The sequence below is a fragment of the Micromonospora aridisoli genome (genome assembly GCF_056150025.1).
Window position 1 is genome coordinate 172,985 of sequence record NZ_JAXCFK010000006.1, and the last position, 20,085, is coordinate 193,069.

Annotated in this window: 17 protein-coding genes; 9 read left to right on the forward strand and 8 right to left on the reverse strand. The window is 70.8% G+C overall.

Translation table 11 applies throughout. The features are described from left to right. Window positions 1-22: 22 nt before the first annotated feature. From SM447_RS15200 to SM447_RS15210, 3 genes are all read left to right on the forward strand, one after another. Window positions 23-682: a DUF4245 domain-containing protein gene (locus SM447_RS15200; RefSeq protein ID WP_474573439.1), complete on the forward strand. Its 660-nt coding sequence runs from the start codon at window positions 23-25 to the stop codon at window positions 680-682. 200 nt (window positions 683-882) lie between these two features. After that, the gene (locus SM447_RS15205; RefSeq protein ID WP_474573440.1) at window positions 883-1,665 is read left to right on the forward strand and encodes a hypothetical protein; all 783 of its coding nucleotides are present in this window, start codon (window positions 883-885) and stop codon (window positions 1,663-1,665) included. Window positions 1,666-1,845: 180 nt separating this feature from the next. Beyond that, complete coding sequence (locus tag SM447_RS15210) at window positions 1,846-2,682, forward strand: hypothetical protein (RefSeq protein ID WP_474573441.1); 837 nt, start codon at window positions 1,846-1,848, stop codon at window positions 2,680-2,682. A 126-nt stretch (window positions 2,683-2,808) separates the two neighbouring features. Here SM447_RS15210 and SM447_RS15215 read toward each other — a convergent pair whose 3' ends face one another. Together SM447_RS15215 and SM447_RS15220 are read right to left on the reverse strand one after the other, a co-directional pair. Then, the gene (locus SM447_RS15215; RefSeq protein WP_474573442.1) at window positions 2,809-3,039 is read right to left on the reverse strand and encodes an exodeoxyribonuclease VII small subunit; all 231 of its coding nucleotides are present in this window, start codon (window positions 3,037-3,039) and stop codon (window positions 2,809-2,811) included. Window positions 3,040-3,087: 48 nt separating this feature from the next. Then, a complete protein-coding gene (locus SM447_RS15220) occupies window positions 3,088-3,969 on the reverse strand; it encodes an aldo/keto reductase family oxidoreductase (protein ID WP_474573443.1) in 882 nt (293 codons plus the stop codon). Window positions 3,970-4,096: 127 nt separating this feature from the next. Here SM447_RS15220 and SM447_RS15225 point away from each other — a divergent pair, with 127 nt between their 5' ends. Further along, on the forward strand, window positions 4,097-4,534 hold the full coding sequence (locus SM447_RS15225) for a winged helix-turn-helix transcriptional regulator (RefSeq protein ID WP_474573444.1): 438 nt from the start codon (window positions 4,097-4,099) through the stop codon (window positions 4,532-4,534). Between the two features lie 39 nt (window positions 4,535-4,573). Here the strand turns inward: SM447_RS15225 and xseA are convergent, their stop codons facing one another. Then, window positions 4,574-5,812 carry an exodeoxyribonuclease VII large subunit gene (gene xseA, locus SM447_RS15230; RefSeq protein ID WP_474573445.1) on the reverse strand — a complete coding sequence of 413 codons (1,239 nt, stop codon included), beginning with the start codon at window positions 5,810-5,812 and terminating at the stop codon, window positions 4,574-4,576. Between the two features lie 153 nt (window positions 5,813-5,965). Here xseA and SM447_RS15235 point away from each other — a divergent pair, with 153 nt between their 5' ends. From SM447_RS15235 to SM447_RS15245, 3 genes are all read left to right on the forward strand, one after another. After that, window positions 5,966-6,955: a 4-hydroxy-3-methylbut-2-enyl diphosphate reductase gene (locus SM447_RS15235; protein ID WP_474573446.1), complete on the forward strand. Its 990-nt coding sequence runs from the start codon at window positions 5,966-5,968 to the stop codon at window positions 6,953-6,955. Window positions 6,956-7,012: 57 nt separating this feature from the next. Further along, a complete protein-coding gene (locus SM447_RS15240; RefSeq protein ID WP_474573447.1) occupies window positions 7,013-7,459 on the forward strand; it encodes a hypothetical protein in 447 nt (148 codons plus the stop codon). 72 nt (window positions 7,460-7,531) lie between these two features. Further along, entirely contained in the window at window positions 7,532-8,365 is an 834-nt protein-coding gene (locus tag SM447_RS15245; RefSeq protein WP_474573448.1) for a hypothetical protein, read from the forward strand. A 100-nt stretch (window positions 8,366-8,465) separates the two neighbouring features. On the opposite strand, the gene SM447_RS15250 is transcribed toward SM447_RS15245, so the two are convergent. Both SM447_RS15250 and SM447_RS15255 read right to left on the reverse strand, forming a co-directional pair. Next, window positions 8,466-11,723, reverse strand: a complete 3,258-nt coding sequence (locus SM447_RS15250; RefSeq protein ID WP_474573449.1) for a S8 family serine peptidase — start codon at window positions 11,721-11,723, stop codon at window positions 8,466-8,468. 161 nt (window positions 11,724-11,884) lie between these two features. After that, the gene (locus tag SM447_RS15255) at window positions 11,885-13,054 is read right to left on the reverse strand and encodes a DNA recombination protein RmuC (RefSeq protein ID WP_474573450.1); all 1,170 of its coding nucleotides are present in this window, start codon (window positions 13,052-13,054) and stop codon (window positions 11,885-11,887) included. A gap of 116 nt (window positions 13,055-13,170) precedes the next feature. Here SM447_RS15255 and SM447_RS15260 point away from each other — a divergent pair, with 116 nt between their 5' ends. Then, entirely contained in the window at window positions 13,171-13,917 is a 747-nt protein-coding gene (locus SM447_RS15260; RefSeq protein WP_474573451.1) for a hypothetical protein, read from the forward strand. A gap of 110 nt (window positions 13,918-14,027) precedes the next feature. On the opposite strand, the gene ppc is transcribed toward SM447_RS15260, so the two are convergent. Beyond that, complete coding sequence (gene ppc, locus SM447_RS15265) at window positions 14,028-16,814, reverse strand: phosphoenolpyruvate carboxylase (RefSeq protein WP_474573452.1); 2,787 nt, start codon at window positions 16,812-16,814, stop codon at window positions 14,028-14,030. A gap of 202 nt (window positions 16,815-17,016) precedes the next feature. Between ppc and SM447_RS15270 the strand changes: the two genes are divergently transcribed. Beyond that, window positions 17,017-18,057 carry a S66 family peptidase gene (locus SM447_RS15270; protein ID WP_474573453.1) on the forward strand — a complete coding sequence of 347 codons (1,041 nt, stop codon included), beginning with the start codon at window positions 17,017-17,019 and terminating at the stop codon, window positions 18,055-18,057. A gap of 190 nt (window positions 18,058-18,247) precedes the next feature. Here the strand turns inward: SM447_RS15270 and SM447_RS15275 are convergent, their stop codons facing one another. Then, window positions 18,248-18,964, reverse strand: coding sequence for a hypothetical protein (locus SM447_RS15275; protein ID WP_474573454.1), 717 nt, complete (start codon window positions 18,962-18,964; stop codon window positions 18,248-18,250). A gap of 11 nt (window positions 18,965-18,975) precedes the next feature. Next, complete coding sequence (locus tag SM447_RS15280; protein ID WP_474573455.1) at window positions 18,976-19,890, reverse strand: cyclase family protein; 915 nt, start codon at window positions 19,888-19,890, stop codon at window positions 18,976-18,978. Window positions 19,891-20,085: the final 195 nt, after the last annotated feature.

Consider the following 20,085-nt stretch of genomic DNA (forward strand, 5'->3'; position numbering starts at 1 on the left):
GGGCGGCTGCGAGAATGGCGGGGTGGAACCCGCACAGCCTGCCGACCGCGTACCCGCCGACGAGTCCCCGACCGGTGCCGACCCGACCGTCGACCGGGCCGGCGGGTCGGGCGTACCCGAGGAACAGTCGGCGCGGATTCCCGGCGAACCCGTGCCGCCGGCCGCCGCCGCCGCGAAGTCGGAACGCTCACCGCGCGACATGGCGATCTCGCTGCTGGTGCTGCTGATCCCCATCGTCCTGCTGCTCGCCTTCTACCGGGGTTTCCTCGGCGGGGACGAACCGAACACGGTCGATCCGGCACCCGCCTTCGAACAGGCGAGATCGGCCGGCGCTTTTCCGGTGAGCGAACCGTCCGGACTGGGCGACGGGTGGCGGCCCGTACGCGCCACCTACCGGACGGCCGAGGACGGCGCCATTCTCCGGGTGGGATATGTCACCCCGGAGGGCCGTGGCCTGCAACTGGTGCAGAGCAACGTGCCGCCGGAGCGGCTGCTGCCGGTCGAGTTGACCGACGAGGGGCGGCCCCAGGGGCAGGCCGATCTCGGGTCCGGCACCTGGCAGCGGTACACGGCGCGCGGCAACGAGCAGGCGTTGGTGCTGCTTCAGCCGGAGCGTACGGTGATCGTCGTCGGCGACGCCCGGGACAACGAGCTGCGGGCGCTGGCCACCGCCGTGGACTGAGCGCCGATTCCGGTCGCGGCGACGGTCCCACCCTGCGTTGGGGCGTGACAAGCCACCCGCCCGGCCGCCGTCGGCAGGTCGGTGCCCCCTGCGTGTCGGTCCGATCCGTTACGCTCGCCGGGTTCGATGCCTGGCCGGCCCCGGTCGGTCGGGCTTTCCTGCTTGAAGAGAGACGATCTGTGAACATTCGACGGTGGAGCGTGGGCCTCATTGCCGCCACGCTGCTCGTTCCCGGTCTCGCCGCCTGCAACAACTCCGGCGACGAGTCGCCCTCGACGGCCTCCTCGGCCGAGTCGGGCATTCCGGCCGACCCGAAGGCGGCGCTGGTCGCCTCCACCAAGGGGCTGGCCGACGGCAACTTCACGTTCACCATCGCGGCTGACTCGATGAACGGCAAGGGCACGCTCCACAAGCCCAGCAACAGCGCGCAGATGACGATGACCGTGGGTGACGAGAACTTCACCATGGACTTCGACCTCATCCAGATCCAGCCGGACACCTGGGTCAAGGTCGACCTGGGTGACCTTGCGGCCGGCATCCCGGGGATGGAGATGTTCAAGGACAAGTACCAGCACCTCGACGCCGCCAAGGCCAAGAACGCCAAGAATCTCGACATCTTCAAGGGCGGCACCGACCCGGCCGACGCCGCCGGGATGTTCGAGGGCCTCACCGACGTGCAGAAGACCGGTGAGGGCACCTACGCCGGCACCTTCGACCTGACCACCGTCAAGGACTCGGTCGCCGCCGACGAGGACCTGCTCAAGGAGCTGGGCGACCAGGCCAAGGCGATCCCGTTCACCGCGAAGCTGGACGCCGAGGGTCGGCTGACCGAGCTGGTCATGTCCGTCCCGGCGGCCGGCGAGGCCAAGGCGCAGGACATCAAGATCACCTACGGTGACTACGGTGCGGCGACCGCCGTGCAGAAGCCGCCGGCGGACCAGGTCGTCGAGGCGAGCGAGCAGACCTACGAGATGTTCAAGTAGGCCGAGCGACAGTGCTGCGGGGGTGGGCCTGGCCCACCCCCGTTCGCGTACCCGGCGGCAGGCACGTGCCGACAACCGGGGATGCCCGGGTTCGGGTGATTGCGCGGGCGGGCGGACGGGAACAGATAGGGGGAGCCTCCGGCGCGAGAACGCACCGGATGACCCTGCTGGGAGACACCGATGACCGTTCGACGACTGAGCGCCGGCCTCGTGGCCGTCGCCCTCTTCACGCCCGGAGTCGCCGCCTGCGCCACGACCGGTGACGCCGGGTCGACCGCCACACCGTCCGCCACCGCCACCGCCACCGGTGCCGCGCCTGAGGCCGACTCGGAGGCCAAGCAGGCGCTGCTGGACTCGACCCGGGAGATCCGCAACGGCAACTTCCGGTTCAGCATGTCCGGTGCCGGCTCCATCGCGGAGGGGCAGGTGCATCAGCCGAGCCAGAGCGCCGAGATGCGGGTACGGCTCGGCGAGCCGACGGACGACCTCGCGATCAGCCTCGACCTGATTCACGCCCGACCCGACAGCTGGGTGAAGGTGGACCTCAAGGGCCAGGCCGCGGCCCGGGTGCCCGGGGTGGAGCGACTGAACCTCGGCAAGTACCAGCACCTCGACCAGAACCGGATCCAGGGCGACCGTAACCTCGGGTTCGACTTCGATCGGGTCGACCCCGCCGGTAGCGAGGCGTTGACCCAGGCGGTCACCGAGGTCCGCCGTACCGGCGAGGGCACGTACGCCGGCACCCTGGACCTCTCCAAGGCCGCCGACGCCCGATCGCTCGACCCGACGGTGATCACCGCGCTCGGCGCGGAGGCGAACTCGGTGCCGTTCACGGCGACGACCGACGCCCAGGGGCGGCTCACCGAGCTGGTGATCCAACTGCCCGAGGCCGGCCGGGCAGCCGGACAGGAGATCAGGGTGACGTACTCCGACTACGGCAACGCGACCGAGGCGACCAGGCCTCCGGCGGACCAGGTCGTCGAGGCGCCGCCGGAGCTGTACAACCTGTTCGACTGAGGGCATGCTGCGGGGCCGAGCAGTACGCACGCCTCGCTCGTCCTGACCGTACGCGTCGCGGCGGGAACCACGGGTTCCCGCCGCGACGGCTGTCGGTACCGGCTGCGGCGCGTACTCGGGGTCGGGTCAGCCAGCCGGGTCGGGGCGGGCGGCGTCGATACGGGCACGAGCGCCGTCGAGCCAGCGCTGACAGATGACCGCCAGCGCCTCGCCGCGCTCCCACAACGCCAGCGACTCCTCCAGGGACGTGCCGCCGGCCTCCAGCCGCTCCACCACCGACGCGAGTTCGGCGCGGGCCTGTTCGTAGCTGAGCCGCTCGTCCGACCCGCTGCTCTTCTCGTCAGTCATCGCACCCATCTCAGCACAACCCCCCGACGCCTCCGCCGACGACGTCGCAGTCGCCGGTTACGGCAGGCAGCGGCCGATGCCGTCCAGCTCGGCGACGTCTTCGCTGGACAGGGCGAGCCCCGCCCCGGCGATGTTCTCGCGGAGGTGTGCCGCCTTCGACGTACCGGGAATCAGCAGGACGTTCGGTGAGCGTCGCAGGAGCCAGGCGAGGGCGACGGACATCGTTGTCGACTCCAGCCGGGCGGCGACGGCCGCGAGCGCCTCGGACTGCAACGGCGAGAAGCCGCCGAGGGGGAAGAACGGCACGTAGGCGATGCCGTCGGCGGCGAGCTGGTCGATGAGATCGTCGTCGTGACGGTGGGCGAGGTTGTACATGTTCTGCACGCACACGACAGGGGCGATGGTCCGGGCCTCGGCGACCTGCTCCGCGGTGACATTGCTGACGCCGAGGTGGCGGATCAGTCCCTCCTGCTGAAGCTCGACGAGCGTGCCGAACGCCTCGGCGATCGAACCGGGCTGAGGACCTTCGGCGTTGCCCATGCGCATGTTGACCAGATCGAGGGTCTCGCATCCGAGGGATCGCAGGTTCTCGTGGACCTGCCTGCGCAGATCCTCGGGTCGACGGGCGGTCGGCCAACCGCCTTGCGCGTCGCGGGTCGCGCCCACCTTGGTGGCGATGACCAACGACTCCGGGTAGGGGTGGAGTGCTTCGCGGATCAGCTCGTTGGTGACGCGCGGCCCGTACGCGTCGCTCGTGTCGATGTGGGTGATCCCCCGGTCGACCGCTTCGCGCAGCACGGTCAGTGCGCCCTCATGATCGGCGGGCGGGCCCAGCACCCACGGCCCGGCGAGTTGCATGGCACCGTACCCGAACCGGGTGACGGTCCGATCGCCCAGCGTCCAGGCGCCGCCGGGAAGAGGAGGAACAGGTGAGCTCATCGTGTCGATTTCCTCGCTGGTGAGAGGGTGGCGGGTTGCGTCTGCACGGATGAGTATTGGAGCGGAACTTCCCAACGGGAAGTAGGCACCTGAAAGTACGTAACCACCCAACAGTGAGGGGGAATCAGTGGCCACGATGCGGGCGGCTCAGCAGCGAGCGCAGGCCAGGGCGGATTACAACGCCTTTCTCGCCGGCTGCCCCAGCCGCCAGTTGCTCGACCGGATCTCGGACAAGTGGGTCGTGCTCATCCTGTGCGCGTTGGGCGGCGACACCTCTTCGCAACCCCACGCGTCGGACGGGCCGAGAGCGATGCGTTACTCCGAGCTATCCCGGCTGCTGGCCGGGGTCAGTCAGAAGATGTTGACCCAGACCCTGCGGTCGCTGGAGCGTGACGGCCTCCTGACCCGTACCGTGACGCCGACCGTTCCGGTCACCGTCACCTACGAACTGACCGACCTCGGTCTCTCGCTCCAGCGCATGACACGCGAGATCAGACACTGGGCACAGGCACACATGAGCGAGGTCCTCGCACATCGCGACGAACACGACCGTGCCGCCTCCTGAGGCGACCGAGGACCTTTGACACCGGCCCAGGCGTATGGGTCAGGTGTCGACCGTGGCGGAGAGTTCGCCCTCGGCGAGGCGTACCCGAAGCGGGTCGCCGGGAGTGACCTCGGTGGCCGCGCGTACGACATGGCCGTCGGCCCGTTGCACGATGGCGTACCCCCGGTCGAGGGTGGCCGCCGGGGAGAGAGCGCGCAGCCGGGCCAGGGTGTGCCGGAGGTCGTCACCGGCGGCGGCGAGGCGGTGGTCCAGGCAGCGACCGGCGCGTTGGCGCAGGGCGGCCAGCTCGGCGGCCCGTTGCTCGACCATCACCTGCGGCCGGGCCAGCACCGGCCGGGAACGCAGCGCGTCGATGCGGTGGGACTCCCGGTCGACCAGGTTGTGCACGGCCCGGTGCAGGCGGTACCGGGCCTGCTTGATCAGGCGTACCTCCTCGGCCAGATCGGGCACCACCCGCTTCGCCGCGTCGGTGGGGGTCGACGCGCGGACGTCGGCCACGTAGTCGACCAGCGGCGCGTCCGTCTCGTGGCCGATCGCGCTGACCACCGGTGTACGGCAGGCGAAGACGGCCCGGCAGAGCGCCTCGTCGGAGAAGGGCAGCAGGTCCTCGATGCCACCCCCGCCACGGGCCAGGATGATCACGTCGATAGTCGGGTCCGCGTCCAGCACCTTCAGCGCGTCCACGATCTGCGGCACGGCGCTCGGACCCTGGACGGCCACGTTCACCGTCCGGAACTCCACTGCGGGCCAGCGCCGGCGCGCGTTGGTCAGCACGTCCCGCTCGGCGGCGCTGGCCCGGCCGGTGATGAGCCCGATCCGCTGCGGCAGGAATGGCGGACGGCGCTTGCGGGCCCGGTCGAACAGCCCCTCGGCGGCCAGCAGCTTCTTGAGTTTCTCCAGCCGGGCCAGCAGCTCACCGAGGCCGACCTGGCGGATCTCGTCCGCGCGCAGGCTGAGCGTGCCCCGGGCGGCGTAGAACTCGGGTTTGGCGTGCAGCACCACGCGGGCGCCCTCGCGCAGTTCCGGTGCGCCGGTGTCGAGCACGTCCCGGTTGGTGGTGACCGTGAGGCTCAGATCGGCGGACGGGTCACGCAGGGTCAGGAACACGGTGCTGGCACCGGGACGCCGGCTGATCTGCGCCACCTGCCCGTCGACCCACACCCACCCGAGCCGGGCGACCCAGGCGCCGATCTTCTGACTGACCACCCGCACCGGCCACGGCTCATCCGAGCTGCTCTTCCCGCCCGCCCCCGCGCCTGCTCCCTCACCCGAACCCACCCGACCACCCTACGATCCGCCGCCCCGACCGCGTTGATCATGAGGCTGTTGCTCTCGGGAGGGCGTGTCGCGGGCGACAACCTCATGGTCAACAGGCGATGGGGGAGATCCGGCGCCGCTGCCGCGCCCGGCGAGGGCACGTACGATGAGGGGGTGACTGAGGCTGAGGCGACTCCCCGGACCGGTAAGCGCGTGCTCCTGGCCAAGCCCCGCGGCTACTGCGCGGGTGTCGACCGGGCGGTGCAGACCGTCGAGGAAGCGCTCAAGCTCTACGGTGCCCCCATCTACGTCCGCAAGCAGATCGTGCACAACAAGCACGTGGTGCGGACGCTGGAGGCCCAGGGCGCGATCTTCGTGGAGGAGAACGAGGAGGTGCCCGAGGGTGCCACCGTGATCTTCTCCGCGCACGGCGTGGCACCCGAGGTGTACGAGCAGGCGAAGCAGCGGTCGCTCAAGGCGATCGACGCCACCTGCCCGCTGGTGACCAAGGTGCACCACGAGGCGAAGCGGTTCGCCGCCGAGGATTACGACATCCTGCTCATCGGTCACGAGGGGCACGAGGAGGTCATCGGTACCTCCGGCGAGGCCCCGGAGCACATCCAACTGGTCGACGGCCCGGAGGACGCCGACCGGGTCACCGTGCGGGACCCGAACAAGGTCGTCTGGCTGTCGCAGACCACGCTGTCGGTGGACGAGACGATGGAGACCGTGGCCCGGCTCAAGAAGCGGCTGCCGATGCTCCAGTCTCCGCCCAGCGACGACATCTGCTACGCCACCAGCAACCGGCAGCACGTCATCAAGGAGATCGCGCCGGAGTGCGACGTGGTGCTCGTCGTCGGCTCCCGCAACTCGTCCAACTCGGTCCGCCTGGTCGAGGTGGCCCTGGACGCCGGTGCCCGTGGTGGTCATCTGGTCGACTTCGCTCACGAGATCGACGACGCCTGGCTGGCCGGTGCGGAGACGGTGGGGCTGACCTCGGGCGCGAGCGTGCCGGAGGAACTGGTCCAGGAGGTGCTGGCGCACCTCGCCGAGCGTGGCTTCACCGATGTGGAGGAGGTCGTGACCGCCAACGAACGGCTCACCTTCTCACTGCCGCAAGAGCTCAAGCGCGACATGAAGGCCGCCGCCGCGGCCCGTGGCTGAGCGCACCGGGGCAGGCCCGATGGAACTGTTCACCGGTCCGCTACGTCAGAGCCTGGTATGAGGACTCTTCGGATCGCCGCCACCGCGCTGATCGTCTGCACGGCGCTCGCCGCCTGCGGCGGCCAGGACGCGGGGGACGGCACCACCACCCCGACCCCGACCGGAGCGTCACCCGTGACCGAGCTGCCCACCCCGGATCCGACCGGATCCGCGCCCCCGCCCTCCGATCCGGTGGACCCGACGGCACCGACCACCCGACCGACGGTGCGACCCAGCGGCCCGTCGAAGCCGCCGCCGACCGGCGAGATCACCCTGACCGGCCGGGTCGAGTCCGGGGTCGAGCCGGGCTGCCTGCTGCTCGACGGTTACCTGCTGCTCGGCGGCCCCCGAGACGTGCTCACCTCGGGTGCCTCCGTGACGGTGACCGGGCGTCCCGACCCGACCATGATGTCCACCTGCCAGCAGGGCACCCCGTTCGTCGTGTCCTCCGCCAAACGCAACTGAGCGCGCGGCTCCGGGCACCCTCGGCGGCAGTACGGGCCGGCGATATGCATCGATTGATGGCAGTATGCCCGGGTGCGGTACCGATCGATCCTTCCGGCGGCGGCGGGGGCACTCGCCGCCGTTCACGTCCTTGGCATCCTCACCGGTGTTCCCCTGCTGCGTCAGGCCGAGGTGGCCGCGCTGCTGCTGCTGTCGGCGTACGCGCTGACCGCCCGGCTACCGGGCCGGCCCTGGGCAGTGCCGATGGCGCTCACCGTGCTAGTCGTCGATGCGTGGACCACGATGCCCGCCGATCCCGCCGACCGGAAATGGCAGGTGCTCCGGCCCGGTGAGGTTGACCCCACCCTGGGGTTCGTCACCGGCCTTCGCCTGGGCTGGGCGCCGCTGGTCCTCGTCCTGATCCTGTTGTTGGGCGCGCGATGGCGCGACGCGCGCCCGAGTCGCCCCGCCCTCGCCGGGACGGTGCTGGCGGCGACGCTGGTGGCCGCGTACGCGACGGTCCGGCTGGTCGAGATCCACCTTGCGGTACGGGAGGTTCAGCGGCTCAGCCCCGGCAGCGGCGGCCCGTCCGGCGCGGAGGTGGCCGCCGCCATGCTGGTGCCGCTCGCACTCGCCTTCGGCGCGCTCGTTCTGACCGCCCTGTTGGCCGAACGCCGGCACCGGCTCGCTGCCGGTGCTGCCGTCCTGCTGGTACCGGTCGCGCTGACCCACCTGGACATGGCACTCAACTCGTTGTCGCTGCCGTCGTACGCCGGACGTGGTGTTCTGGTCACCGCCGTGTCTCATGCCAACGCGAGCCTGCCCGCCTCCGGACCGGCCGTCCTCGCCGGTGTCGAGTTGGTCGCTTACCTGCTGCTCGTGGTCGGGCTGGTTGCCCGCTACCCGCAACGGGTCGAGCCGGACTGACGGATGCCAAGCGGCTGATCGCGTCGGGCAGGTGGACAGACGGAAGCCCGTCTCCGGAGATCCGGAGACGGGCTTCCTGGTGGTGCGGGGGTGGTACGGGTCAGTTCACCGCGCCGACGGAGACCGCGCCGCGGCCGACGACCGCGCCTTCGGTGGTCACCACGGACAGCTCACCGAAGAGCGACCGGCCCGCGGCCGGGGCGGACTGGGCGGTCACCGTACCGGAGATGGTGCCGGTGGCGCCGTGCGCCAGGGTGAGAGCGGTGCCCGACGCCGCGAGGGTGCCGAGCGCCGGGGAGGAGAACGAGTCCCGGTAGTCGTACTCGGTGCTGCCACCGGCACCGTCGACCGAGTACGCCTCGACGACGACGGTGTAGGTGCCCGCCGGCGGGTTGGCGATGGTGACGAACTCCTCGGAGTCACCGTCGGCGTTGTAGCCGACCAGGGTGCTGCCCCGGTAGACGAACAGGTCGAGGTCGGCACCGGCGTTCGAGGTGTTGCCGATGCGGGCGGTGAAGCTGGTGGCGCCCGCCGGCACCTCGACGGTGAACTCCTGCTCCGCGTACTCGACGATGGTCGGCCGCTCGGCGTGGGAGCTGGACAGCGCGCCGCCCTGGCCGGTCACCGAGACCGGACCGAAGGTGTTCTTCAGCGACCAGGTGACCGGGGTCGGGGTGCCGGCGGTGACCGACGGCAGCTCGACCACGGCCGGCTCGACCGCGACGCCCTGCACCCGCGCCTGAATCTGGTACGGGTTGTTCAGCGCCGGCGAGGTCCGCCGGGACTCCACCTCGATCTCCCAGACACCCGGCATCGGGTTCTGGTAGTCACGCTCGAAGGCGTTGCAGGCGCTGGCGAAGTTGGTGTAGCAGGTCAGGCTGGAGGTGCTCTCCACCGGCACGCCCCACGGGTTGAACGCGATGAAGCGCGTCTGCGACCCGGTCGCGATCCCGGAGAGGTTGACCTGGAGGGCACCGGCACCCGGGGGCACCGTCACGAAGTACGACGTGGTGCTGTTCCGGTCCACCGAGCCCTGCGCCGAGTAGGCGAAGTTGGGCTTGCTGACGTCGTTCGAGACCACCACCACGGCGGAGAACTCGAAGTCGATCGTGTTGGTGGCCGGGTCGTCGACGGTCACGATCGTGCTGTGCGCGCCCGCGGTCTTGGGCTTGGCGGTGATCGTGATGGTGACGGTCTTGTTCAGCGGCAGCGTGACGCTCTTCGGCGCCGAGAAGGTGCCGTTGTTGCCGCGCAGGCCGACGTCGTGCTTGACGTTGCCGGCCGGGCCGCTGGTCCGGGTCAGCTTGACCTGGTACGACTTCGACTGGTTGACCTTGTGACCGCCGTCGGCGGAGCCGCAGCGGTTGTAGACGCCGGTGCCGCGGTGCGGGGTGGCCAGCATGCCGGACAGCGGCGTGCAGACCGGGGCGTCGGCGGTGTACGAGCGGGTCTGCACACCCTTCTTGAGCAGCTTCCAGGCGCCCGGCACGTCGAACATGCCGTAGCCCTGCCCGTAGGTCGGGGTGTCGGCGATCGGCTTGGCCGAGGTGTAGATCGCCCGGCGCAGCATTTCCGGGGTGACGCCCTTGTCGGTCGCCTTGGCGGCCGAGAGCAGCAGCGCGGCGGCGCCGGCAGCCTGCGGGGAGGCCATCGACGTGCCGTTGAACATGCCGTAGCCCGGCGGGAGCGCGTAACCGGCCTCGGCGACCGGGCTGCCGGCCTGCCAGACCGGGGTGGTGGAGATGGCCGAACCCGGCGCGGCGATGTTCGGCTTGGCGCCACCGTCCTCACGCGGGCCGCGCGAGGAGAAGTTGAACAGGGCGTTCTTCTTCTTGACCACCGAGCCGTAGTTCGCCAGCCAGGTGTCCTTGCTGACGCTGGCGGCGACACTGACCACGTTGGTCGACGCCGAGGGGTCGCCGATGGTGTTCACGCCCGGGCCGGAGTTGCCGGCCGAGATGAACATCTGCACCCCGTAGGTGGTGATCAGGTTGTTGTAGAGGGTGGCGCGGGCGTTGTTGCCGTCGTTGAGCGCCGGCAGGCCACCGATCGACATGTTGATGACGTCGACACCCCGGTTGATCACCAGATCGGCCATGCCGGTGGTGAGTGCGGCGGCCGTGCAACCGCCGCCCCAGGAGCAGGCACGGGAGGAAACGATCTTGGCGCCGGGGGCGGCACCGTCGAACGCGCCGTTGCCCAGCATGTCGTTGGCGGCGGTGATGCCGGCGACGTGCGTGCCGTGGGCGCTCTCGATGATGCCGATGTTGACGTAGTCGACCAGACCGGGGCCGCCGACCGGGGTGGTGTCGACGTTCTTGCGGTACTCGACGACGAACGACATCCGCTCCTTGACCGGAGTCGCCGGGTTGTCGGTGCCGAAGTAGCCGACGTCGAACTTCTCCTTGTACGGCCGCATCACGGCCTCGTCGGTGAAGTCACCGTCCTGGTCGGTGTCGACCCAGATGTTGTTGGTGGCCGGGTCGAACAGGATGCCGAACTGGTCGGTGTTGTCACCGTCGCGGTTGACGTCACCGGCCGGATCGCTGTTGTTCGTGACGTTCTCGCTGAACAGGTTGAACCGGTAGGTGCCGGCCGGCGCGGTCCAGGTGCGACCGGCGAGGGTGAAGGTGGGCCCGGTCACCTGGTTGATCATCGGCCGCCAGGTGGCGTCCTCGAACGGGTCGGTCGCGGTCACCCAGTCGACGATCTTGCGCTCGCCGGTGGTGGTCTTCTGCAGCGCCGGGTGCTCCAGGTCCACACCGGAGTCCATGACGCCGATGGTGACGCCGCGCCCGTCCCACTTGGGGTTCTGCTTGACGAACTTGACCGCACCGGTCTCGCCCGTGGGCATGTACGGGTTGTCGGCGGGCGTCGTGGCGCCGGGGCCACTGAGCGTGGTGCCCTGCTTGGCGGCCTTGCCGCCCTGGGCGGCCTCGGGCTTCGGGTCCGGCAGCTGGATCTTCTCGTCCAGGTCGACCGCGGCGACGCCGGGCAGCGTGGCGGCCTTGACCGCCTTTCCGGTCGGCACCTTGGCGAGCACGAATCCGATCGTGTCGTAGCGCTCGGTGACGGCGGCGCCCAGGTCCTTGAGGTCGCCGGCGACGTCCTTCGCCTTGCCGCGGTCGGTTGCGACGATCATCGTGACGGTGAGGGCGTTCTTCGCCTCCGCCTCGGCGAGCAGCTTGGCGTCGTGCTGGCTCAACGCCTCGGCGGGGGTGGCCTGCGCGGCGTCGGGTCCGGCAGGAGCGGCGCTCGCGGTGGCGGCACCGCCCGCCACGGTCACGGCGCTGGCCGCCATGACCGAGGCGAAGAGCGCGGCGGAGGTACGCCGGCTCAGGTTTCGGGGTTTGCTCACGTTCTCTTTCCTCCAGAGAACAGGGCGCCCTCAGATGCAGGGCACGCGTGAGCGAAATCCTTCGTGGTGCCGACCGTCGATGTCACTACCGCCAGGTACGTTGTGACCATCTCGTGATATGCGAGACGCACATTGTCACATCGAAGATGATAGGGGTCGATTCAGTTGGACCGACTTCGATCATCCGTTGTGGATTCCGCAAGCAGTTCAGGCGCTTGCGGCTGTCGCGGCGCCAGCTCCACCTGCCCCGGCGCGGGCAGTTCCTGATCCGATACCCCCAGTTCGGCCAGCTTCCGGGCGCTCACCAGCACCCGTGCCTCCAGCGAGCCCACCGCCCGGTTGTAAGCGGTGACCGCGCCGCCGAGTGAGGCGCCGAGTTTGCCGACGTGGTCGCCGAGCGTCGACAGCCGTCCGTACAGTTCCCGTGCCAGCGTGTGCACCGCCATCGCATTACGGGCCAGCTGCTCCTGCCGCCACGACCACGCGACCGTACGCAGCAGCGCGACCAGCGTGGCCGGAGTGGCCAGCACCACGTTGCGGGCGAACGCGTGCTCCAGCAGCGTCGGATCGCGTTGCAGGGCGACGTCCAGGAACGGGTCGGCCGGCACGAAGAGCACCACGAACTCCGGAGTGGACTCGAAGGCGGCCCAGTAGGACTTGGCGGCCAACGCGTCGACGTGTGCCCGCAGGTGCTTGGCGTGCAGGTCGAGCTGGCTGTCCCGGCCCCGCTCGTCGCGCGCCTCCATCGCGGTGAGGTACGCGTCGAAGGGCGCCTTGGCGTCCACCACCACGCTCCGGCCGCCGTGCAGCCGGACCACCAGGTCGGGGCGTACCGTCTGCTGGTCGGTGGCGGCGGTGACCTGCTCGGCGAAGTCGCAGTGCTCCAGCATGCCCGCCGCCTCGACGATGCGACGTAGCTGGTGCTCCCCCCACCGGCCGCGTACCTGTGGTGCGCGCAGCGCCGCCACCAGCTGTTTCGTCTCGGTCCGCAGCTCACCGGAGACCGCGCTCATCGAACGGACCTGCTCGCGCAACTCGGCGTACGCGTCGACCCGCTCGCGCTCAAGCTCGGCCACCCGCTGCTCGTAGCGGCGTAACGTGTCGTGCAGTGGGGCCACCGCCCGGGCGACCGCCTCCTGCGACTGGGCCGTCGCCTCGTAGCTCAACGCCCGCATCGACTGTTCCAGCCGGCCCTCGCCCTCGCGGGTGGCGCGCAGGGTGGCGTCCAGCCGGGCGATCTCGGTCGCCGAGCGGGTCCGAGCGGCGAACCAACCGAGCGCGCCGCCGGCACCGAGACAGACGACGACAACCGCGAGGGTCGAGAGTTCCATCCTCACGAGCTTGCCAAAGACGGGCCCTCCGCGCCCGGACGGGTGTCCCGGTCCGCCGACGTGTCAGCTACTCCGCGGCAGGTGGGACGTTGGCTCCGGCTGGGTAGGTTGAAGTGGTGGAACCCCTGCTGCTCGTACTTCTCGTGGTCCTGCTCGGTGGTGCCCTGCTCTGGTGGCGGCGGGAGCGTGCCGCCCGCGAGGCCCGCAACCTCGCCGACGTGCAGGCGGACGCGCGGCGGTGGTACGAACGCCTCGGCGGGCAGGTGATGAACCTCAGCGGCGAGGATCCGGCGGTACGCCAGGCGCTGGCCGACGCTGCCGAGCGCTACCACGCCGCCGGCTCCCAGTTGGAGCAGGCGCGGAGCATCACGCAGTACCGGCTCGCCCGGGAGACCGCCGTGGAGGGGCTCACCTACATCCGGGCCGCGCGGCTGGCGCTCGGCATCGACCCGGGCCCACCACTGCCGCCGCTCGCCGCCGCCAGTGGTGCCGGTGAGTTGACCGTGCCACGCCAGGTCGAGGTGCAGGGCCAGACGTTCAGGGCCGGCCCGCAACCTGGGCAGGAGACGCCCTACTACTACCCGGGCGGCCGGGTACGGGGCCGACCGGTGCCGGCCGGCTGGTACTCAACCCCCTGGTGGAAGACCGCGCTGGGCGCCGGGGCCGGCGTGATCGGCGGCATGCTGATCGCCGACGCGCTCTTCTCACCGTCGTTCGGCGACCCCGGCTACGACGCCGCCGCCGCGGGCGGCTTCGAGGATCCGGGCGACGTCGGCGCGGACTTCGGCGGCGGCGATTTCGGGAGTGGTGACTTCGGCGGGTCCGACTTCGGCGGCGGGGATTTCGGCGGCGGCGACTTCTGACACCCGCCCCGTTCGGCACCAGCGCGAACCTGCCCGACCAGCACGGCGGTCTAGTTAAGAAGGGCCCCTTCCTATACACAAGGCGTTAACAAGGGGCCCTTCCTTACACCTCAGCCGGTGTTGCGCATGCCGGCCGCGATGCCGTTGACCGTGGTCAGCAGGGCCCGCTCCAGGGCGGTGCCGTCGCTGGGGGCACGCCGGCCACCCGGTGCGGTGGCCACGGCCCGTCCGGCGGCCCCCGAGTCGCGGTACTGCCGCAGCAGCGCCACCTGAAGGTGGTGCAGCGGCTCCAGGTAGGTGTCGCGCACGGCGAGGGTGCGTTGCAGCACCGGAGAGTTCTCCAGCAGGTCCGGCGAATCGGTGATCGCGAGCACCTCGCGTCGGGTCAGCTCGTACTCCTGCTCGATCTTGTCGAAGATCGGGTGCAGCTTCTTCGGTACCAGCGTCTCCACGTACCGGCGGGCGATGCCGAGGTCGGTCTTGGTCAGCATCATCTCGACGTTCGACAGGAACGTGCGGAAGAAGTGCCAGTTGCGGTGCATCTCGGCGAGCACGTCGGCCAGCCCGGCCTCCCGGGCGGCGGCCAGGCCGGTGCCGACGCCGAACCAGCCCGGCACGATCTGACGGGTCTGGGTCCAACCGAACACCCACGGGATGGCCCGCAGCCCGGACAGCCCGGCACCGGTGTTCGGTCGCTTCGCCGGCCGGGAGCCGATGTTCAGCGCGCCGAGCAGCTCGGTCGGGGTGGACGCCCAGAAGTACGCGGGCAGATCCGGATCCTCCACCAGAGAGCGGTACGACCGGAACGCCGACTCGGACACCACGTCCATCGCCGCGTCCCAGCGTTCCAGCATCTCGGCGGGCTGCCGGGGGGCGGTGTGCAGCAGCGTCGCCTGGAGCACGGCGGCCACGCTCAGCTCCAGGTTCTCCCGGGCCAGCGCGGGCAGGGTGTACTTGTCGGAGATGACCTCGCCCTGCTCGGTCACCTTGATCTCGCCGTCCAGCGTGCCGTAGGGCTGGGCCAGGATCGCGTCGTGCGTGGGGCCGCCGCCGCGCCCGACCGTGCCGCCCCGGCCGTGGAAGAGCCGCAGGTGCACCCCGTGCCGGGCGGCCACGTCGCGCAGTGCGCGCTGGGCCCGGTGGATGGACCACTGGCTGGTGGTGATGCCGGCCTCCTTGTTGGAGTCGGAGTAGCCGAGCATCACCTCCTGCACGTCACCCCGGGCCGCCACCAACGCCCGGTACGCCGGCAGTGAGAGCAGCTCGTCGAGCAGGTCACCGCCGGAGTTCAGCTCGGCCGGGGTCTCCAGCAGCGGCACGATGCCGATCCGGGCCCGGCCGCTGTGCACGTCGACCAGGCCGGCCTCGCGGGCGAGCACCACCGCGGCGAGCACGTCGTCCACACCGAGCGTCATCGAGATGATGTACGACTCGATGACCTCGGCGCCGAACCGGTCCTGCGCCTCGCGGATGGTCGCGAACACGTCGAAGGTCTTGCGGGCCGACTCGCTCAGCGGGGTGTCCGCCGTCGACAGCGGCCGGCGGCTGGCCAGCTCGTCGGCGAGCAGCTTGGTGCGCTCCAGCCGACTCAGCGACGGGTAGTCGTCGACCTCGCCCACCGCCGCGTACAGCTGGGTGAGCACCTCGTGGTGCTTCTCGGCGTGCTCGCGGACGTCCATGGTCGCCAGGTGCAGGCCGAACGCGGAGACGGTACGGATGGTCGAGGCGAGCCGGCCGACGGCCGTGAGCTGGCCGGAGTTACGGGCCAGCGAGGCGCGCAGCAGCTCCAGGTCGGCGATCAGCTCGGCCGAGCCCCGGTAGTCGCGCCCCGGCACGTGCGGGGTGCCCTGCCGCAGCCGGGCCCGGGTGTTGGCGAGCTTGGCGCGTACGCAGCGGGCCTTGAGCCGGTACGGCTCCTCGGCGTTGACCCGGCGAAATCGGGGTGCCACCTCGGGCAGCGCGTCGAGGTCGGCGGCGAGGCTGGCGGAGAGGTCCAGCGACACCCCGCGCAGTCGGCGGGAGACCGACACCTCGTTGATCAGCTCCTCCATCGCCGTCTCGGTGGCGGTCAGCCCGTGCTCGTGCTGGATGGCCAGCACCTCGCGGGTCACCGCCGGGGTGACGAACGGGTTGCCGTCCCGGTCGCCGCCGATCCAGGTGCCGAAGGTCAGCGGCCGGGCCGTCGGCGAGGTCTCCACGCCGAGCGTGCGCAGCGTCTCGGCGAGGTCGTCGAGCACCTGCGGAGCCGCCTCGGCGTACAGGTCACGCAGGTAGTAGATCGCGTTGCGGGCCTCGTCGGTCGGGTCCGGCCGGTCCAGCCGCAACTCGTCGGTCTGCCACATCAGGTCGAGCAGTTCGGCCAGCCGCCGGTTCGCCGGGCCCTCGTCGCTGGCGCCGTAGAGAATCGCGTTGGCGGTCTCGGTGTCCAGCTCGTCGGCGATCGCCCGCAGCTTCGACAGGATCGACCGGCGGGCCGCCTCGGTCGGGTGCGCGGTGAAGACCGGGCGTACCGCCAACCGGCGGGCCACCGACGCGATCTCCTCGGCCGGCACCCCGCGCTCGGCGATCATCTTGGCCGCCTGGTCCAGCCAGCCGCCGTGGATGGCGCGGCGGCGGCGCAGGTCGCGGGCCCGGTGCACCTGTTCGGTGATGTTGGCCAGGTGGAAGTAGGTGGAGAAGGCCCGGGCCAGCTTGGTGCCGGTGGTCACATCGAGCCCGCCGAGCCGCTGGGCGGCGGCCGGGGCGTCGGTGCGGACCTGGGCGCGGATCTCCTCGACGAGGTCGAGCAGCGGTCGCCCCTCCTGGCGGGCCAGGGTCTGCCCGAGCAGCGTGCCCAGCCTGCGGATGTCGGCGCGCAGGGCGGCGTCGGGGCCGTCGTGATCGTGCTGGTCGGTCACCGTGCGCTCCTCACGTCAAGTACGAAGGACAGCGCTGTCCGACTCCCCCGATCGTATCCGCGTGAACCCGTCTGTAAGGAGGGGGCCCTTGTTAACGCCTTTTGTATAGGAAGGGCCCCCTCCTAACGTCGAGCCTGCCGGGTGTTCCGGTCGCGGCTCACCGAGGGCGAAAACGGCTGGTCATGGCCGGTAGCGTCCGGACATGACGTCCTTGGTTCATCCCCCGAAGCCCCGACCGGGTGACCGGGTGGCGGTGGTCTCACCCTCCGCCGGCCTGCCGGGTGTTTTTCCCCACGTGTACGAGCTGGGGCTGCGTCGGCTGCGTGAGGAGTACGGCCTGGAGCCGGTCGAGTACCCGACCACCCGGGTCATGGGCGCGGACCCGCGCGACCGTGCCCGGGACCTGACCGCCGCCTTCGCCGATCCGACGATCACCGCTGTGCTGGCCACCGTCGGTGGCGACGACCTGATCACCGTCACGCCGCATCTGGACGACGAGGTGCTGCGGAGCAACCCGAAGCCCTATTTCGGATACTCCGACAACACCAACCTGCTCAACCACCTGCACCGGCTGGGAATCGTCAGCTACCACGGCGGGTCGGTGCTGGTGCATCTCGGTCGTCCCGGCGCGTTGCACCCGCTGACTGCCGACTCGCTGCGCGCGGCGCTGTTCGGCACCGACTGGTACGACCTCACCCCGGCGACCGAGTGGGGTGATGAGCCGAACGACTGGAACGACCTCGAATGCCTGGCGGACGAGCCGGTGATGTTCCCCGGCGAAGGCTGGCGCTGGCAGGGCCCGGCGACGGTGGCCGAGGGCCCCACCTGGGGCGGCAACCTGGAGGTGCTGCACTGGCTGCTCGCCGCCGACCGGGTCGCCCCGGTCGGTCAGCTCGCCGGGTCGGTCTTCCTGATGGAGACCTCCGAGGAACTGCCGCCGGCTGTCGAGGTCTACCGGATGCTCCGCAACCTCGGCGAGCGGGGCCTGCTCGGCACCTTCCCGGCTGCCCTGATCGGCCGGGCCAAGGCGTGGGACTTCGGGCGCCGGCTCACCCCCGATGAGAAGAAGGCGTACGCCCGGGAGCAGCGCGCCGCCATCACCCGGGCCTTCGCCGAGTACGCCCCCGACGCGATCCTGGTCTTCGACGTCGACCTCGGTCACACCGACCCGCAGCTGATCATCCCGTACGGCGGCCCGGTCCGGGTCGACGCGGTCGAGCGCCGCATCTCGGTGCACTACTGACGTTGGTCACCGGAAATGCCCAACCCCGCCACATGCTCGTCGCGTCAGTAGCTCCGGTGCACGCGTGACGGCTCACCCAGCCAGATCGACTCCACTCGCGCGATGGTGCGGTGTCCGCCGGGTTCGGATGCCGCACCATCGCCCACCCGGAGTTGCCCTCGGACGTGGGCCCGGACGGGCCGCGCGACGGTCAGGTGAGGAGGCAGCGGCCGGCGCTGAAGTGGGCGACGGCCGCCAGGATCTCTTCCTCGGACTTGTCGGCGAAGTTGAGTGTGGCGACGAGCCCGGAACCGTAGAAAAGGCTCAATGCCCCGCTGTCCAACGCCGTGTACGCGCCGAGGTTCTGCAGGGCGCGCGGGTCGCGCGGCTTGACCACCAGCATCTTCTCCAGGCTCCACCGGCGGCGCGAGATCTGTGCCACGCCCTCCCAGGGCAGCCAGACCGCCTGGCCCCGGGTCGGCCGGGTACGGATCCAGAGCCCGGCCGGGCCCAGCGCCAGCACCGGACCGCCGGAGCCGATCAGCCACAGCTGAATGCCCAGCGGCACGCAGATCGCGACCAGCAGGCAACCGAGCACGCCCAGGAAGCCGAGGAGCGCGTCGCTGCCGGTGTCGGCCGAACCCATGAAGCCGAGCCCGACGCAGCAGGTGACCGGCACGACGAGCAGCAGCGCGAGGCCCAGGAAGACCAGACCACGCTTGGTGATGTTGGGGCGTACGACGAAGGGTTGGTCCTCGGGGATGCGCCGGACGACGGGTGCCGACGGCGGGCGGCCAATCGGCGGCGGTTGGCCACCCGACGGGGGAAGGCTTCCTGGCGGGTAGGGGCCGGCCCAACCGTGGGGGTGTCCGGACGGTTGATCACCATGGGGCGGGTGCTGCGGGAATCCCGGCGGCGGGTTGGTCACCTGTCTCGCTCTCAGTCGATGATGGCGTACGCGCGGACGGGGAAGGTGCCCATGCCGGCCACCCTCGGCGGGGCCGCGGTGAACCGGAAGCCGTCGGGCGGCAGCGCCTCCAGCCCGGTGAGGTGTTCCACGATCGGGATACCTGCGGCCAGCAGCAGGCTGTGTGCGGGGCGCGTACCGCCGGCCGCCGGGGACATGTCGTCGATGTTGATCGAGTCGATGCCGACCAGGGCGGCGCCCGCGTCCACCAGCGCCTCTGCGCCGTCGGCCGTGAGGTACGGCGCGTCCGGTGCGGCGTACCCGTCGGTGCCGAAGCGCGCGTCCCAGCCGGTGTGCAGCAGCACGGCCTTGCCGGCGACGTCGTACGGCGCGAGGAGCAGGCGGTCCACGGCACGGGTGTCGGCGGGCACCCGGACGACGGTCCCGGGCAGGTCGGCGAGCCGGTCCAGCGGGGCGCCGGCCAGGTCGGCGCCGTCGGCGTACCGGTGGGCGGGGGTGTCCAGGTAGGTGCCGGTGTTGGCGATCATGTCGATGCGGCCCACGTGGAACTCGGTGCCCGGGGCGTAGTGCTGCCGGGACGCCTCACGGGTCAGCCAGTCGGTGATCCGGGGTGCCGGCCAGCCGGGGAGGGTGGTCATCCCGTCGGTGAGCACGTGGCTCAGCTCGATCAGCCGTCGACCGGCGGTGCCATCGGCGGCAGCCGCGACGCCACGACCGCCCTTGTGTGGTTCCTCGATGATCGTCTTGTTGGTGATCCGTACGTCGGACACCATCAGCAGGCCGAGATGCCGGACGAAGAGCGCCGCCAGGTCGCCGTCGTCGATCCCGTCTCCCGGTATGTCCAGCCGGAATCCCTCGGTGCTCAGGCCCCCGCCGTTGGCGAAGGTGACCACCGCGTCGAACTGCACCCGCCACTGACCACTCACCCGCCCACCCGATCACCCTCCGCCCGACCAGTCAAGATCCATATTTGCTCCCGCCGCCCAGGTCGAGGCGACAACTTCGGGGAAAGTGTGGCCTCCCGCGCACCGCAGGCTGCACTTTCCCCGAAGTTGCACACGCCTCGGGGCGGGGCGGGCGCTCCTGTGACGTGTCGGGCTGGGGTGTGGGAAGCGGGGAGA

What these genes read in the sequence shown, in the direction of transcription:
- SM447_RS15210 (WP_474573441.1), top strand. Translation starts at nt 1,846, where the DNA reads ATGACCGTTCGACGACTGAGCGCCGGCCTCGTGGCCGTCGCCCTCTTC.
- SM447_RS15215 (WP_474573442.1), bottom strand. Translation starts at nt 3,039, where the DNA reads ATGGGTGCGATGACTGACGAGAAGAGCAGCGGGTCGGACGAGCGGCTC.
- SM447_RS15220 (WP_474573443.1), bottom strand. Translation starts at nt 3,969, where the DNA reads ATGAGCTCACCTGTTCCTCCTCTTCCCGGCGGCGCCTGGACGCTGGGC.
- SM447_RS15240 (WP_474573447.1), top strand. Translation starts at nt 7,013, where the DNA reads ATGAGGACTCTTCGGATCGCCGCCACCGCGCTGATCGTCTGCACGGCG.
- SM447_RS15255 (WP_474573450.1), bottom strand. Translation starts at nt 13,054, where the DNA reads ATGGAACTCTCGACCCTCGCGGTTGTCGTCGTCTGTCTCGGTGCCGGC.
- SM447_RS15270 (WP_474573453.1), top strand. Translation starts at nt 17,017, where the DNA reads ATGACGTCCTTGGTTCATCCCCCGAAGCCCCGACCGGGTGACCGGGTG.